General features: G+C 60.7%; 14 protein-coding genes and 1 tRNA gene. 10 read left to right on the top strand and 5 right to left on the bottom strand.

Going from position 1 to position 15,167, the window contains the following annotated elements; genetic code table 11:
- The first annotated feature begins 597 nt into the window (after positions 1–597).
- From PG883_RS01800 to PG883_RS01770, 7 genes are all read left to right on the top strand, one after another.
- Entirely contained in the window at positions 598–1,233 is a 636-nt protein-coding gene (locus PG883_RS01800) for a YchE family NAAT transporter (protein ID WP_010674328.1), read from the top strand.
- A gap of 280 nt (positions 1,234–1,513) precedes the next feature.
- The gene (locus PG883_RS01795) at positions 1,514–3,133 is read left to right on the top strand and encodes an ABC transporter substrate-binding protein (protein ID WP_270806899.1); all 1,620 of its coding nucleotides are present in this window, start codon (positions 1,514–1,516) and stop codon (positions 3,131–3,133) included.
- A gap of 97 nt (positions 3,134–3,230) precedes the next feature.
- The gene (gene oppB, locus PG883_RS01790) at positions 3,231–4,151 is read left to right on the top strand and encodes an oligopeptide ABC transporter permease OppB (RefSeq protein ID WP_010674330.1); all 921 of its coding nucleotides are present in this window, start codon (positions 3,231–3,233) and stop codon (positions 4,149–4,151) included.
- Between the two features lie 14 nt (positions 4,152–4,165).
- Positions 4,166–5,077 (top strand): oligopeptide ABC transporter permease OppC, encoded by a 912-nt coding sequence (gene oppC, locus PG883_RS01785; protein ID WP_010674331.1) that lies wholly within the window; start codon positions 4,166–4,168, stop codon positions 5,075–5,077.
- Positions 5,078–5,185: 108 nt separating this feature from the next.
- A complete protein-coding gene (locus tag PG883_RS01780) occupies positions 5,186–6,166 on the top strand; it encodes an ABC transporter ATP-binding protein (protein ID WP_039038983.1) in 981 nt (326 codons plus the stop codon).
- Positions 6,167–7,162, top strand: coding sequence for a murein tripeptide/oligopeptide ABC transporter ATP binding protein OppF (oppF, locus tag PG883_RS01775; protein ID WP_010674333.1), 996 nt, complete (start codon positions 6,167–6,169; stop codon positions 7,160–7,162).
- Positions 7,163–7,454: 292 nt separating this feature from the next.
- A complete protein-coding gene (locus tag PG883_RS01770; protein WP_029314355.1) occupies positions 7,455–8,399 on the top strand; it encodes a TerC family protein in 945 nt (314 codons plus the stop codon).
- Positions 8,400–8,452: 53 nt separating this feature from the next.
- Here the strand turns inward: PG883_RS01770 and alr are convergent, their stop codons facing one another.
- Positions 8,453–9,679 carry an alanine racemase gene (gene alr, locus PG883_RS01765; protein WP_244081905.1) on the bottom strand — a complete coding sequence of 409 codons (1,227 nt, stop codon included), beginning with the start codon at positions 9,677–9,679 and terminating at the stop codon, positions 8,453–8,455.
- A 179-nt stretch (positions 9,680–9,858) separates the two neighbouring features.
- On the opposite strand from alr, the gene PG883_RS01760 reads away from it, so the two are divergent.
- Positions 9,859–10,305 (top strand): methyltransferase family protein, encoded by a 447-nt coding sequence (locus tag PG883_RS01760; RefSeq protein WP_223919523.1) that lies wholly within the window; start codon positions 9,859–9,861, stop codon positions 10,303–10,305.
- Between the two features lie 71 nt (positions 10,306–10,376).
- On the opposite strand, the gene PG883_RS01755 is transcribed toward PG883_RS01760, so the two are convergent.
- The 3 genes from PG883_RS01755 to PG883_RS01745 all read right to left on the bottom strand — a co-directional run bounded on the left by PG883_RS01755 (position 10,377) and on the right by PG883_RS01745 (position 12,513).
- Positions 10,377–11,636, bottom strand: coding sequence for a dicarboxylate/amino acid:cation symporter (locus tag PG883_RS01755; protein WP_045525467.1), 1,260 nt, complete (start codon positions 11,634–11,636; stop codon positions 10,377–10,379).
- A gap of 203 nt (positions 11,637–11,839) precedes the next feature.
- Positions 11,840–12,316 (bottom strand): CC0125/CC1285 family lipoprotein, encoded by a 477-nt coding sequence (locus PG883_RS01750; RefSeq protein ID WP_223919521.1) that lies wholly within the window; start codon positions 12,314–12,316, stop codon positions 11,840–11,842.
- A gap of 120 nt (positions 12,317–12,436) precedes the next feature.
- A tRNA-Pro gene (locus PG883_RS01745) sits at positions 12,437–12,513 on the bottom strand.
- A gap of 33 nt (positions 12,514–12,546) precedes the next feature.
- On the opposite strand from PG883_RS01745, the gene PG883_RS01740 reads away from it, so the two are divergent.
- A complete protein-coding gene (locus tag PG883_RS01740) occupies positions 12,547–12,861 on the top strand; it encodes a hypothetical protein (protein ID WP_103858525.1) in 315 nt (104 codons plus the stop codon).
- Here PG883_RS01740 and PG883_RS01735 read toward each other — a convergent pair.
- On the bottom strand, positions 12,851–14,194 hold the full coding sequence (locus PG883_RS01735; protein WP_102948302.1) for a dihydroorotase: 1,344 nt from the start codon (positions 14,192–14,194) through the stop codon (positions 12,851–12,853). The two genes, PG883_RS01740 and PG883_RS01735, sit on opposite strands and share 11 nt — an antisense overlap.
- Positions 14,195–14,273: 79 nt before the next feature.
- On the opposite strand from PG883_RS01735, the gene PG883_RS01730 reads away from it, so the two are divergent.
- Complete coding sequence (locus tag PG883_RS01730) at positions 14,274–15,158, top strand: 6-carboxytetrahydropterin synthase (RefSeq protein ID WP_162540564.1); 885 nt, start codon at positions 14,274–14,276, stop codon at positions 15,156–15,158.
- Positions 15,159–15,167 lie beyond the last annotated feature (9 nt).

Below are 15,167 nucleotides of genomic sequence, written 5' to 3'. Positions count from 1 at the left end.
GTGTGTCATCCTTTCTTGGCATCACGAGCTGCTGTCACGCGCCCTTGAAATATCTGCTCAGGGAAGGGGATCCGATGAATGCTCGCCTTGACCGGGATGGGGGGAGGCGGTATCGCCGTGATGGCGGCAGAACGCCTAGCCCCCTGACGTTTCATTTATGTTGAGAAAGGGGTTGTTGTTTTCATCCAGTCGCCCTGGCGAAACAGCACATCTGGCGGTGGCAGGGAGCTTGTCACCTCTGCACAGCCGGCCCCACTGGCACCGCACCAGGGTGAGAAAGGCCAAAATCGGGGTCACAGGAGCGGGTGGGGGCGGCAAGCAGGTGTGGTGAGAAGCAAGGGTGCCATTTGCCGAAAATATCGTTTCTTGGCTGAGGGTTGATATAACGCGCTGTCATGGCACCCGGCGATGTTAATGGTGGCCACTCTCCCTTAACAACCCGATATGTTGAATTTTGTCGATACATTAGCGGAACTAACTAAAAAGCCCCGGTAAGGGTGAGATTATTTGATTGGAGAAGGGAAAAGCCATGGTGTAAATTTACGCGTAGTTTGGGGGCTGGCCCCTTGTGGCTCGTATTGGTTCTGGATGGCGCCTATGGCAGCAATAGACTTCTCTTTATACCTGAAATTTTTCGTCGGCCTGTTTGCGATCATCAACCCGCTGGGTCTGTTGCCGGTTTTTGTGAGCCTGACGGGCCACATGTCGCCGGAGGAGCGACGCAAGACCAACACCACCGCCCACATTGCCGTGATGATCATCCTGATGGTCTCCATGTGCATGGGACAGCTCATCCTCGACAGTTTCGGCATCTCCCTGGCATCGTTTCGCATTGCCGGTGGCTCGCTGATCACCCTGATCGCCTGGTCCATGCTGCAGGGCAAGCTGGGGGAGGTGAAGCACAACAAGCAGGAGAAGGGTGAACTGGCTGCGCGTGAATCCATTGCCGTGGTGCCCCTGGCTCTGCCGCTGATGGCCGGACCCGGTGCCATCTCCTCTTCCATCGTCTATGCCAGCCAGAAGACCCTGCCCCAGATGGCCGGCATGTTCGTGGTGGTGGTGGCGTTTGCCTGCTGCTCCTGGCTCATCTTCCGCGCCGCTCCCCTGCTGTTCAAGCTGATGGGCAACACCGGCATCAACGTGGTGACCCGTATCATGGGTCTCATCATGATGTCCCTTGGCATCGAGATCATCGTGGCGGGCATCAAGGGAGTCTTCCCCGGTCTGGTGTGAGCCAGGTCCGTTTTTGTCGGAGCCGGTCCTTGTGACCGGCTTTTTATTGTTTCTTTTTTGTTGGTCATTTCCTAGAATCGAGCGGCCTTGTACGAAAAATGACCGCTGCGGGATATTTAAATGCTGAATAAATGGTTTTAAGTTGTTTTTTTGACCATGAAAGCGGCCTGTTCCTGATGATATCTATTGCATTATCAGAATTGTCAGGGAATTATGCGGGCAGCGAGGTGTTTGTCTCGTGGATAACAAATGCATGGAATGTTCTTGTTGGAGTATGGAAATGACTCATAGAAAAACAATTATTAATACCCTTTTATTGACTGCACTTTTCGGTGGCGCCACCCTGGCTCACGCCGCCGATGTCCCCGCCGGTACCAAGCTTGCTCCCGAGCAAACCCTGGTGAAAGGCAATGGTTCCGAACCCGCCACCCTGGATCCCCAGAAAGTGGAAGGTACCCCCGAATCCAACGTATTGCGTGACCTGTTCGAAGGTCTCGTCTCCTCCGGCCCCAAGGGTGAGACCCTGCCCGGCGTCGCCGAGTCCTGGGAAACCAAGGACAACAAACATTACGTGTTCCACCTGCGCAAGGATGCCAAGTGGTCCAACGGGGATCCCGTCACCGCTCATGACTTCGTCTTTGCCTTCCAGCGCGCGGTGGATCCCAAGACGGCCTCTCCCTACTCCTGGTACATGGAGATCCCGACCATCATCAATGCCTCCGACATCATCGCGGGCAAGAAGCCGGCCGACACTCTGGGTGTGAAGGCGGTGGACGATCATACCTTCGAGGTGCAGCTGGAGAAGGCGGTGCCTTACTTCGTCAGCATGCTCTTCCACACCACCACCTATCCGGTCCCGAAGAAGGTGATCGAGAAGTTCGGTGACAAGTGGACCCAGCCCGGCAACATGGTATCCAACGGCGCCTACGTGCTGAAGGACTGGGTGGTCAACGAGCGCGTCGACGTCGAGCGCAACCCCAACTACTGGAACAACGGCAAGACCGTCATCAACAAGGTGACCTACCTGCCCATCCAGTCCACCAACGCCGAGCTGAACCGCTATCTGGCTGGCGAAGTGGATCTGACCTACAACATGCCCATCGAACGCTTCAAGCAGATGAAGAAAGAGCTGCCGGACGAAGTAAAGGTCAGCGGCTATGTGGGCACCTACTACTACCAGTACAACTTCAAGCACAAGCCGTTTGACGACGTGCGGGTGCGTACCGCCCTCTCCTATGCCATCGATCGCAACGTGATCGCCGACAAGGTGATGGGCAAGGGCGAAACCCCGGGCTACACGCTCGTGCCTGACTTTGTAGATGGCTTCAAGCCGGTGGCGCCGGCCTGGTCCAAGCTGACCCAGGCAGAGCGCGATGCCAAGGCGAAAGAGCTGCTGACCGAAGCCGGTTACGGCCCGGGCAAGCCGCTCAAGTTCGAGCTGCTCTACAACACCGACGACAACCACAAAAAGGTGGCCGTGGCCGTCGCCTCCATGTGGAAGAAGCTCGGCGTGCAGGTGAGCCTGGTGAACCAGGAGTGGAAGACCTACCTGGAGACCAAGAAGCAGGGTAACTTCGACGTGGGCCGCGCCGGCTGGATTGCGGACTACAACGAAGCCTCCTCCATGCTGGATCTGATGCAGACCACTCACGGCAACAACGACGGCAAATACTCCAACCCGACGTTCGACAAGCTGATGAGCGAGTCCCGCAACCAGGTGGATGCCGAGGCGCGCAACAAGCTCTATGTCCAGGCCGAAGAGATCCTGGCCAAGGACATGCCGATCGCCCCCATCTATCAGTACGTGACCTCCCGCATGGTCAAGCCCTACGTGGGCGGCTACCCGGCCAACCCGCTGGACAACATCTACAGCAAAGACATGTACATCGTTGCTCACTGAGTAAAGAAACAAGTCGCATAACAAGCAGGGCCCGCCAGACGGCGGGCCTTTATTACAACCGCGACCCTTTGGAAGCAGTACAGGACAGGAAATGTCTATGTTGAAATTCATCCTTAAACGTCTACTGGAAGCGATCCCGACTCTGCTGGTCTTGATCACCGTCTCCTTCTTCATGATGCGCTTCGCCCCGGGTAACCCCTTCACCAGCGAACGCGCCCTGCCGCCGGAAGTCCTGGCCAACATCGAAGCCAAATATGGCCTGGACAAGCCCATCGGCATGCAATACCTCACTTACCTCGGCAACCTGGTCCAGGGGGATCTGGGGCCCTCCTTCAAATACAAGGACTTCACCGTCAATGATCTGGTGAGCCAGGCCCTGCCTGTCTCCGCCAAGATAGGCTCGGTCGCCTTCCTGCTGGCAGTGACCCTGGGGGTCACCTTCGGCACCATTGCGGCCCTGAAACAGAACACCCTCATCGACTACCTGTTGATGTCGTCGGCCATGGCCGGGGTGGTGATACCCGGCTTCGTGCTGGCACCGCTGCTGGTGCTCTTCTTCAGTATCTATCTGGGCTGGTTCCCGGCGGGAGGCTGGCAGGGGGGCGGCGCCCAGTTCATGGTACTGCCGGTGTTCGGCATGATGATGTACTACATCTCCGCCATCTCCCGCATCATGCGCGGCAGCATGATCGAGACCATGAACTCCAACTTCATCCGTACCGCCCGCGCCAAGGGGCTGCCCCTGCGTCACATCATCCTCAAGCACGCGCTGCGCCCGGCCATGCTGCCGGTGGTCTCCTACCTGGGACCGGCCTTCGTGGGCATCATCACCGGCTCCGTGGTCATCGAGACCATCTTCGGCCTGCCGGGGATCGGCCAGCTGTTCGTCAACGGTGCCCTCAACCGTGATTACTCCATGGTGCTCGGTCTGACCATTCTGGTCGGCGCCCTCACCATCACCTTTAACGCCGTGGTCGATATTCTCTATGCCGTCATCGATCCCAAGATCCGTTACTAAGCCGGGAGTTCATCATGGTAGTCACAACTGAAAAGCGCGAAGCCGTCGAGGCGTTCGCCCAGAAAGTGGAAGTGGTGGAAGGACGCTCCCTGTGGAAGGATGCCCGTCGCCGTTTCCTGCGCAACAAGGCGGCCCTGACCAGCCTCATCATCCTGACCATCATCGGTCTGGCGGTGATCGTGGGGCCCCACCTGTCCCAGTACACGTTCGATGACCCGGACTGGGGGGCCATGCAGAGTGCCCCGGACATGGAGACCGGCCACTGGTTCGGCACCGACAGCCTGGGGCGCGACCTGTTCGTGCGTACCCTGCTCGGCGGACGCATCTCCCTGATGGTCGGCATCATGGGGGCCCTGGTGGCTGTCATCATCGGCACCCTCTACGGCGCCGCGTCCGGCTTCATCGGCGGTCGCGTCGACAGCCTGATGATGCGCGTGCTTGAGATCCTCAACGCCTTCCCCTTCATGTTCTTCGTGATCATGCTGGTGACCTTCTTCGGTCGCAATCTGGCCCTCATCTTCCTCGCCATCGGCGCGGTGAGCTGGCTCGACATGGCGCGGATCGTGCGCGGCCAGACCCTGAGTCTCAAGAGCAAGGAGTTCATCGAGGCGGCCCACGTCTGCGGCGTCTCCAAGTGGAAGATCATCACCCGTCATATCGTGCCCAACGTGCTCGGCATAGTGGCGGTTTACGCCACCCTGCTGGTGCCGGGGATGATCATGTTCGAATCCTTCCTGAGCTTCCTGGGTCTGGGCGTGCAAGAGCCCATGACCAGCTGGGGCGCCCTGCTGGATGAAGGCTCCAAGTCGATGGAAGTGGCCATCTGGCAACTCCTGTTCCCCGCCGGTTTCATGGTGGTGACCCTGTTCTGCTTCAACTTCCTCGGGGATGGTCTGCGTGATGCCCTGGATCCCAAGGATCGCTGATACCCAGGGACCGGCAAGACGCCAAGGGGCCATCAGACCCGTTCAGGGAACGCACCGCGTTCACCACGGGCAGGCCCCCATCACGACAGCGCGATAAGGAGTACTGAGATGAAATTACTGGATGTGAAAGATCTGCGGGTCGAGTTCAAGACCCCGGACGGCAATGTGGTGGCCGTCAACGACCTCAACTTTTCTCTTTCTGCCGGCGAAACCCTGGGGATCGTCGGGGAGTCGGGCTCAGGCAAGTCCCAGACTGCCTTTGCCATCATGGGGCTACTCGCCAAGAACGGTGTCATCACCGGCTCGGCCAAATTTCAGGGGGACGAGATCCTGAATCTGCCGGAGCACAAGCTCAACAAGATCCGCTCCGAGAAGATCGCCATGATCTTCCAGGACCCCATGACGTCGCTCAACCCCTACATGAAGGTCAAGGATCAGCTGATGGAAGTGCTGATGCTGCACAAGGGGATGACCAAGGCTGCCGCCTTCGAGGAGTCGGTGCGCATGCTGGACGCGGTGAAGATCCCCGAGTCGCGCAAGCGGATGAACATGTACCCCCACGAGTTCTCCGGCGGCATGCGTCAGCGGGTGATGATCGCCATGGCGCTCCTGTGCCGGCCGCAGCTGCTCATCGCCGACGAGCCGACCACGGCGCTGGACGTGACGGTACAGGCCCAGATCATGACCCTGATGAACGAGCTCAAGCGCGAGTTCAACACCGCCATCATCATGATCACCCACGATCTTGGCGTCGTGGCCGGCATCTGCGACAAGGTGCTGGTGATGTACGCAGGCCGGACCATGGAGTACGGCCGGGTCAACGATATCTTCTATCGCCCGAGCCACCCCTATACCGAAGGCTTGCTGCGCGCCATTCCCCGCCTCGACACCGAAGGGGAAGAGCTGCCCACCATTCCGGGCAATCCGCCCAACCTGCTGCGTTTGCCCACCGGCTGTCCCTTCCAGGAGCGTTGCCACCGGGTGAGCGAGATTTGTGGCCAGCAATCGCCGATCCTGACACCGTTCAACGACGGTCGGGAGCGGGCGTGCCACTGGGTATCGGATGCCATGATCAAGGGAGTGAACTAAATGGGTACTGACAAGAAACTGCTGCTGGAAGTGTCCGACCTCAAGGTTCACTTCCATATCAAGAGTGACAAGGCCTGGCCCTGGGCCAAGCCCTCCGCCCTGAAGGCGGTGGACGGGGTGACCCTGCGCCTCTACGAAGGGGAGACCCTGGGCGTAGTGGGGGAGTCCGGTTGCGGCAAATCCACCTTCGCCCGTGCCCTCATCGGCCTGGTACCGGCCACCGACGGCAAGGTGGTGTGGCTTGGGCAGGACTTGACCAAGCTCGAGCAGAACGCCCTGCGGGAGAAGCGCAAGGAGATCCAGATGATCTTCCAGGATCCGCTGGCCTCCCTGAACCCCCGCATGACCATAGGGGACATCATCGCCGAGCCCCTCATCACCTTCTACCCGACCCTGCCAAGGGAAGAGGTGAAGGAGAAGGTGCGCGCCATGATGACCAAGGTGGGTCTGTTGCCGAACCTGGTGAACCGTTACCCCCATGAGTTCTCCGGCGGCCAGTGCCAGCGCATCGGCATTGCCCGGGCGCTCATCCTCGAGCCCAAGATGATCATCTGTGACGAGCCGGTCTCGGCGCTGGATGTCTCCATCCAGGCTCAGGTGGTGAACCTGCTCAAATCCCTGCAAAAGGAGATGGGTCTCTCCCTCATCTTCATCGCCCACGACCTCTCAGTGGTCAAACACATCTCCGATCGGGTGCTGGTGATGTACCTGGGCAACGCGGTGGAGCTGGGGACCGGCAAGGAGATCTTCGCCAATCCCCTGCACCCCTATACCAAGGCGCTGATGTCGGCGGTCCCCATCCCGGATCCGGATCTGGAGCGCAGCAAGGTCATCCAGATCCTGGAAGGGGACCTGCCATCCCCCATGAATCCGCCCTCCGGCTGCGTGTTTCGCACCCGCTGCCCGGTGGCAGGTCCGGAGTGCGCCAAGACCCGGCCCCAGCTCGAGGGCAACTTCGACCACGCGGTTTCCTGTCTCAAGGTGGACCCGCTCTGAGGATGGGAGCGTGACAGGGGCGCCCGGGTGGCGCCCCTCTTTTTTGCCTGCCCATCAAATCCTCTCTTGGCGCCAGCGGTTGTCGCTGCTACTATCCGCCTTACAAGGGGAGTAACTTCTCGCCGGTTTGTCGTCATTACGGTGCACCCATATCCTGCAGTGCACCCGGCAGCCGGGCAGTTGACGCAAGTCGGCTGTAAGTGAGACCTTGCCGAGAGGCAAGGTGTATCTGCTCCAAACGCGAACCCACTGCCTCCCGGCCGTGGGTTTTGTCGTTTTGGGAGAAGTGAAAATGGGTGAATGGTGGATGTGGACCGGTTTCTTCAGCATAGTGCTGGTCCTGTTGTGGATTGATATCCGCTTTGTCGGTGGCGGCAAGGCGCACAAGGTGTCCCTGAAAGAGGCGGGCATCTGGTCTCTCATCTGGGTCAGCGTGGCGCTCCTGTTCAACCTGGCCATCTGGCTCTGGCTGGATCACAGTGCCGGGCGCGAAATCGCGAACCAGAAGGGGCTGGAGTTTCTCACCGGCTACCTCATCGAAAAGGCACTGGCGGTGGACAACGTCTTCGTCTGGCTGATGCTGTTCGGCTACTTCGCCATCCCGGCGGAGCTGCAGCGCCGGGTCCTGCTCTACGGGGTGCTGGGGGCCATCGTGATGCGCGCCGGCATGGTGTTCGCGGGCAGCTGGCTCATCGAGCAGTTCCACTGGATCCTCTACCTGTTCGGGGCCTTCCTGCTGCTGACCGGTGCCAAGATGCTGTGGGCGGCCGACAAGGAGCCGGATCTCGAGAACAATGCCCTGCTCGGCTGGATGCGTCGTCGCTTCAAGGTGACCGAGACGCTGGAGGGGGAGAAGTTCTTCGTCTGGCGTGACGGTGTGCGCTACGCGACCCCGCTGCTGCTCATCCTGGTGCTGGTGGAGGTGAGCGACCTCATCTTCGCGGTGGACAGTATCCCGGCCATCTTCGCGGTGACCACGGATCCCTTCATCGTGCTCACCTCCAACATCTTCGCCATCATGGGGCTGCGCGCCATGTACTTCCTGCTGGCAGGGGTGGCCGATCGCTTCGCTCTTCTCAAATACGGCCTGGCGCTGATCCTGATGTTCATCGGGGTCAAGATGTTGCTGCTCGATATCTTCAAGATACCGACCGGCATCGCCCTTGGCGTGGTGGCGCTGATCCTGCTGGCCTCCATGGGGCTGAGTCTGCTGATGACCCGCAAAAAGGCGGCGTGAACGGTGCAATAAAAAGGGCTCCCTCGGGAGCCCTTTTCATGTCAGCAATTTGCTTAGCGCTTGATCTTCTTGGGGTTGGTGTAGCCCCAGACGGTGTACATGTCCGCCAAGAGGGCACCGTTGTACTCCTCCAGATCGGATTGTTTCACTTCGGCATCACCCTGGCGTCCGAACAGGACCACCTCGTCACCGGGTTTGATCCCCTTGATCTCTGTGACGTCCACCATGGTGGTGTTCATGGAGGTCTTGCCCACGACGGGGGCCTTCTGGCCATGGATCAGCACATAGGCCTTGTTGCTCATGGCGCGGCGGTAGCCGTCGGAGTAGCCCATCGGCAGGTTGGCGAGCAGGGAGTCGCGCTTGAGGGTGAAGGTGCGGTCATAGCCGACGGTGTTGCCCGCCGGGTAGTGGTTCACCGAGGCAACCTGGGTCTTGAACGCCATCACCTTCTTGTACTCGGTGTAGGAGGGGATGGTATCGCCATAGATGATGCCGCCCGGGCGCACCATGTCGAAGTAGGCTTCCGGCACTTCCAGGGTGGCGAAGGAGTTGGCGGCATGGATGGTGAGCTTGCTGCGATCCAGCTTGCCCGCGTCGATGAGCCACTGGTAGTCCAGCTTGAACTGGGCCAGCCCCAGCTTGACGTCCTCTTTCTCCTCCACCGGGAAGTGGGTCATGATGCCGACCGGGGTGATCCCCTTGAGCTTGAGCATGGCCAGGGCATCTTCCTTGGAGTCCGCCAGGCGCAGATCGATGCCGTTGCGGCTCATGCCGGCGGAGTTCAGACCGATGTGCACCGGGATGGTGGTGTGGTGGCGCTGGGCGATGTCGGCGATCCCCTGGGCGCTGGCCAGGCTGCCCACCAGCTCTTCCAGCTTGTAGGGCAGGGCCTGCTCCACCTCGGCCGGGGTGGCGGCACGGACCCGCATCAGCCGGCCTTCGAAGCCCTTCTCGCGGGCCACCCGGGCCTCTTCGTTGCTGGCGATGCCGATGCAGGGGATGCCGGCCTTGACCACGGAGGGGACCAGCAGGTCGATGCCGTGGCCGTAGGCGTCCGCCTTCATGATGGCGCAGATCTGCGGCCCCTTGTCACCGAGGCGATCCTTGAGGGTCTGGATGTTGTGCTCGAAGGCGGTCAGGTCCACTTCCAGCCAGGCGTTGGTGGCGGTCTGCTCCTGGCCGTTGCGGGTGTCGCTGGCGAGCGGCAGATAGGGGGCGGCGACCGCCTGACCGGCGAGCAGCCCGAAGATCAGGGTCGCGAGCAGTGTTTTCTTGTGCATGGGGCAAGTCCTTTCTTATTGTCTTGAGTTGAGGCTGGGCTCATCGCTGAGGCGAGCTGCGGCAGGTCTGGTCATAGCATGTTGCTATGCTAATGATATATTTCACTTTTTATCCAGATGCCGACTCTGGGAGTGTATCTCAACGGCGTCAATCGTGGCACGTGTTGCAGGAAGAAAATATGAAGCTGACGTTGCGGATTCCACCGTTGCTGCTGTTCGTCGTCATCGTGCTCGCCATGTGGCTGGGGCGGGGCGAGGGGAGGGCAGCGCCCCTGTGGCTGGTGCTGGTCGCCACGCTGTGGCTGGCGGGAGCCCTGCTGGGAGGCGGTGCGCTTCTGCATTTCTGGCAGCAGCGCACCACCGTGCACCCCCAGCGGCTGGAGAGCAGCCGGGTGCTGGTGACCCGGGGCGTCTATCGCATCAGCCGCAATCCCATGTACCTGGGGCTGCTCTGCTGGGCCCTGGCGCTGGCGTGCTATCTGGGAGGCATGGCAGTGTGGCTCGGGCCGCTGCTGCTCTGGGGCTGGCTTACCCGCTTCCAGATCCTGGCGGAGGAGCAGGCGCTGCGGCGGCAATTCGGCGATGCTTATGACGACTATTGCCGGCAGGTCAGGCGCTGGTGCTGAGGCGCGGTGTGCCCCATCAGGCATATGGCAACGGCCCGCATAGGCGGGCCGTTGCCATGGGGGTCAGGGGATCACGCCTTGGCGGTATCCACCTCGCCGAGGGGGGCGGTCTCCCCCAGGCTGTCTTCGCTCTTGGCCACCACGCTCGCGGCGATGGCGTTGCCCAGCACGTTGGTGGCGGAGCGCCCCATGTCGAGGAAGTGGTCGATACCGAGCAGCAGCAGGATGCCCGCTTCCGGGATGTGGAACTGGTTGAGGGTGGCGGCAATCACCACCAGGGAGGCGCGGGGCACCCCGGCCATTCCCTTGGAAGTAACCATCAGCAGCAGCAGCATGGTGATCTGCTGGGCTGTGGAGAGCTCGATGCCATAGGCCTGGGCGATGAACATCACCGCGAAGGTGCAGTACATCATGGAGCCGTCCAGGTTGAAGGAGTAGCCCATGGGGAGCACGAAGCTGGCGATGCGCTTGTCACAGCCAAATTTCTCCAGCCTGTCCAGTGTCTTGGGGTAGGCAGCCTCGGAGCTGGCGGTGGAGAAGGCCAGCAGGATGGGCTCGCGGATGAGGGCGAGCAGGGTCAGGATGCGGCGGCGGATGAAGAGGCTGCCCATGGCGATGAGCAGCAGCCAGAGGCAGCCGAGCGCCAGATAGAACTGGGCCATGAAGGTGCCATAGGTGGCGAGGATGCCGAGCCCCTCCTTGGCGACCATGGCGGCGATGGCGCCAAACACCGCGAACGGGGCGAAGTTCATCACGTAGCCGGTCACCTTGAGCATGATCTCGGCGCCGCTGGCCATCAGCTTGACCACGGGCTTGGCGTCGTCCCCCAGGGCGGCGGCGGCCAGCCCGAAGAAGAGGGAGAAGACCACGATCTGCAGGATCTCGTTGGTGGCCATCGCCTCGACCACGCTTTTCGGGATGGCGTGGGTCACGAAATCCTTGAGGGAGATGGCGGTGGCAACCACGCCGGAGCTGGTGCCGTCATCGGGCAGGGAGAGGGAGAGCCCCACCCCGGGTTGCATCAGGTGGACCATGACCAGCCCCAGGGTCAGGGACATCAGGGAGGCGAGCATGAACCAACCCAGGGTCTTGACGCCGATGCGGCCCACGGTGCGGGTGTCACCCATCTTGGCGATACCGACCACGAGCGTGGTGAACACCAGGGGGGCGATGATCATCTTGATGAGGCGCAGGAAGATGTCGGTCAGCAGGGTGATGTCATCGGCAAAGCCTGCGGCCTGTGCGGGCGCGAGCAGGCGATAACCCTGCCCGGTCACGATGCCAAGCAACATCGCAATGAGGATGGCAACGGTCAACTTGTTCATTTTCATGGGGGAGTTCCGGTTTCGATAGGTGCAATGCCTGTGCAGGCGGCGAGGGGCCGCCTCAGTCCTTTTTTGTGATCCGGGCGGTGGAATCCAGACAGCCGGTGTGCTGGAGCATGCCTAATCGCGAAGGGGAAATCCAGTGACTTGTTTCGGAGTTTTGCGCTGTTGTTAGCTGCATTTGATATGCATCTTGTGATTTATTTGTATTAATCGCTGTTTATTTTAATTTTTGCGAGATAAACGGCTTCCATGCTCTGTGCGTCCCGGGGGCTGGCCTCCAGGGTGAAGACGAGCAGGGCCGAGGTGCGATGTTCCACCTGCATGCCGTCCATGAAGGTGTCTGGCTCGTACTCGTCGAACCCGAATTGGGGGCGGGTCGGGGTGACCCTGACGGCATCCCGCGACAGGGTCAGCGTCTCGACCCGAATCCAGGGGTATCCCTTTGCCAGTGCCACCTCACCGGCCCGCTTGAGCACGTATTTGCGCGCCGTTTCCCTGTCCACCAGATCGTTGCCCACAAACTCCAGTTGCCAGCGGGCCGGGCCAAGCTGGGTCTGTGAAAAACCGGTCTGGCCATTCCAGAACGATTTTTCACTGTCATAGGCGGTGGCGCAGCCCGCGAGCTGGCCGACCAGCAGGGCGCTGAGGGCAAGGGTGCAGAAAGTACGAAAGGAAGGCAACATGATGCGGGCCGCTTGGCAAAGGGGGTTTTACTACAGCATAAAGGGGTTGGAGAGACAATCGCGGCGGAAGACCATAAAAGAAAAGGCCTTGTCGTCTGACAAGGCCTTTCTCGGGGAATTTGGTCGGTGTGAGAGGATTCGAACCTCCGACCCTCTACACCCCATGCAGATGCGCTACCTGGCTGCGCTACACACCGACGGAGTCAGCTCGGCTGACGGGGAGGGAGTTTATGGAGATGCCCCGACCCTGTCAACAGGGGAAATCCAGGTTCGAGATCGTTTGCCTGCTTTGCGAGCAACTTCGGATCAAAGTGCGACCAGTGGTGCATTTTGTCGGCACCTCACCGCTGTCTTGTATGAAAAACGGCCGCCCGGAGGCGGCCGTTTGGCGTGATGCTCTCAAGCCGAGATCAGCGGTTGAAGGTCAAGCGCTTGCCCAATACCTTGCCGGTGACCTGACCGTGCTGCCAGGCTATTTGCCCGTTGACCAGGGTCATCTCAAGCAGGGCGCGCTGGAAGCGGTCATCATCCAGATCAGCGGTTGAAGGTGAGACGCTTGCCCAATACCTTGTCGGTGACTTGGCCGTTCTGCCAGGCAATCTGGCCGTTCACCAGGGTCATCTCGATGGTGCTCTGGAAGCGGTAGCCGTTGAACGGGGACCAGCCGCACAGGTAGAGCAGGTTGCTGTCGGTGACCACGTAGGGCTTGCCGAGATCCAGCAGCACCAGGTCGGCGAAGTAGCCTTCCCGGATGTAGCCGCGATCCTGCACCTGGAAGCGTTCGGCCACCGCGTGGGAGGTCTTCTTGACGATGGTTTCCAGGCTGAAGACCCCGTTGTGGTAGAGCTCCAGCAGCGCCTGCAGGGAGTGCTGCACCAGGGGCACGCCGGACGGCGCCTTGAAGTAGCTGTTCTGCTTCTCTTCCCAGGTGTGGGGGGCGTGGTCGGTGGCGATGATGTCGAGCACATCGTTGCGTACCGCATCCAGCAGGGCGTGCTGGTCGGCAGCGCTCTTCACCGCCGGGTTGCACTTGATCTGGCTGCCCAGGGTGTCGTAGTCCGCCTCGTTGAAGAAGAGGTGGTGGACGCACACTTCGGCGGTGATGTTCTTGTCCTTGAGATCCTTCAGATCCGGGGTGGCGGTAAAGAGCGAGAGCTCTTTCGCCGTGGTCAGGTGCAGCACGTGCAGCTTGGCGCCGTACTGCTTGGCCAGGGAGACCGCCATGCTGGAGGATTTGTAGCAGGCGTCCGCGCTGCGGATGCGGCCGTGCTCGCGCATGGGCACGTCTTCGCCCCACTTGGCGCGAGCTTCGTCTTCCAGCACCTTGATGGACGGGGTGTCCTCGCAGTGGGTGACGATCATCACCGGGCTTTCGCGGAAGATGGCTGCCAGGGTCTCCTGGTTGTCCACCAGCATGTTGCCGGTGGAGGCCCCCATGAAGATCTTGATGCCGCAGGACTGCTTGGGATCGAGCTTCTTGATCTCTTCCAGATTGTCGTTGGTGGCACCCAGGTAGAAGCTGTAGTTGGCGGCGGCGGAGTTGGCGGCGATCTGGTATTTGGCTTCGAGGGCGTCGATGGTGGTGGTCTGGGGATTGACGTTGGGCATTTCCATGAAGCTGGTGGTGCCACCGGCCACGGCGGCCCGGGATTCACTGGCGATGGTTCCCTTGTGGGTCAGGCCGGGCTCCCGGAAGTGGACCTGGTCATCGATCATCCCGGGGATGAGATGACGGCCCGTTGCATCGATCACCATGGCATCGGGGGCACTGATGTCCGGGGCGACGCGGGCGATCCGCTCACCCTCGATCAGGACGTCGGAGGCATAGATGCGGCCTTCGTTGACCAGGGTGGCATTCTTGATAAGCAATTTGTTCATGGGGGGTTCCAGTTCCTTTGCCGATAATCCGGGGTCATAATATCGCAAACTGCACTTTCTCTGTAGCAAGGCCTGAGTAATGAAGTTATTTGTTAGAGATTTGACTGTGATCGATTCCAGCTATTTATGCGAGCGCCGCGGCATGGTGGGCGAGAGCTGGCTGGTGGACATCGAGATGAGTGGCGAGCTCAACGAGATGAGCATGCTGCTGGACTTCGGTCGGGTGAAGAAGCTCATCAAGTCGATCATCGATGAAGAGGTGGATCACAAGCTGCTGGTGCCGACGGAATGTCCCCTGGTCCATGTCCACGCGCTGGAGAACGACGAGAGCACCGTGGATCTGCTGCGTCCGGGTCGCGCCATTCACCTGCGTTGCCCGACCCAGGGCTTCGCCTTCATTCCCGCCCCCCAGGTGGATAAAGAGTCGGTGACCCGCTATCTGCTGGGGGTACTGGCCAAGCGGCTGCCGGGCAACATCAAGGATCTCTCCCTGACGTTGCGCCAGGAGCGCATCGAGGGGGCCTTCTACCACTACAGCCACGGCCTCAAGAAGCACGACGGCAACTGCCAGCGCATCGCCCACGGCCACCGTTCTCCCGTCGAGATCCTGGTGGACGGGGAGCGTGACGAGGAGCTGGAGTTCAACTGGGCCGAGCGCTGGGCCGACATCTACCTGGGCACTGAAGAGGACAGGGTGGCCCTTGGCGAACTCGCCCTGAGCGAGCGGGCCGAGGCGTCACTGAAAGAAGGGGACGCTCACTACATCGGCTTCAAGTATGTGGCGCCCCAGGGGCTGTTCCAGCTCGCCATGCCAGCGGCGGAGGTGGAGATGATCGACACCGACACCACCATCGAGCTGCTGGCCCACTACATCGCCCGCGAGGTGAAGAAGCAGGTAGGGGACAAGTTCGTCAAGATTGTCGCCTATGAAGGGGTCGGCAAGGGCGCCATCGCCTACGCCTGATCCCGCGCC

The organism is Aeromonas sp. QDB25 (genome assembly GCF_027707725.1).
Lineage (GTDB): Bacteria > Pseudomonadota > Gammaproteobacteria > Enterobacterales > Aeromonadaceae > Aeromonas > Aeromonas caviae.
Note: the sequence above shows the minus strand (reverse complement) of the source record. Positions and strands in the feature narration are given on the sequence as shown.

Coding starts and splice junctions, on each gene's coding strand:
- PG883_RS01780 (WP_039038983.1), top strand. CDS start 5,186: ATGAAATTACTGGATGTGAAAGATCTGCGGGTCGAGTTCAAGACCCCG.
- PG883_RS01770 (WP_029314355.1), top strand. CDS start 7,455: ATGGGTGAATGGTGGATGTGGACCGGTTTCTTCAGCATAGTGCTGGTC.
- PG883_RS01735 (WP_102948302.1), bottom strand. CDS start 14,194: ATGAACAAATTGCTTATCAAGAATGCCACCCTGGTCAACGAAGGCCGC.
- PG883_RS01760 (WP_223919523.1), top strand. CDS start 9,859: ATGAAGCTGACGTTGCGGATTCCACCGTTGCTGCTGTTCGTCGTCATC.
- PG883_RS01750 (WP_223919521.1), bottom strand. CDS start 12,316: ATGTTGCCTTCCTTTCGTACTTTCTGCACCCTTGCCCTCAGCGCCCTG.
- PG883_RS01730 (WP_162540564.1), top strand. CDS start 14,274: ATGAAGTTATTTGTTAGAGATTTGACTGTGATCGATTCCAGCTATTTA.
- alr (WP_244081905.1), bottom strand. CDS start 9,679: ATGCACAAGAAAACACTGCTCGCGACCCTGATCTTCGGGCTGCTCGCC.
- oppF (WP_010674333.1), top strand. CDS start 6,167: ATGGGTACTGACAAGAAACTGCTGCTGGAAGTGTCCGACCTCAAGGTT.
- PG883_RS01800 (WP_010674328.1), top strand. CDS start 598: ATGGCAGCAATAGACTTCTCTTTATACCTGAAATTTTTCGTCGGCCTG.
- PG883_RS01795 (WP_270806899.1), top strand. CDS start 1,514: ATGACTCATAGAAAAACAATTATTAATACCCTTTTATTGACTGCACTT.
- PG883_RS01755 (WP_045525467.1), bottom strand. CDS start 11,636: ATGAAAATGAACAAGTTGACCGTTGCCATCCTCATTGCGATGTTGCTT.
- oppC (WP_010674331.1), top strand. CDS start 4,166: ATGGTAGTCACAACTGAAAAGCGCGAAGCCGTCGAGGCGTTCGCCCAG.
- oppB (WP_010674330.1), top strand. CDS start 3,231: ATGTTGAAATTCATCCTTAAACGTCTACTGGAAGCGATCCCGACTCTG.
- PG883_RS01740 (WP_103858525.1), top strand. CDS start 12,547: ATGGAGATGCCCCGACCCTGTCAACAGGGGAAATCCAGGTTCGAGATC.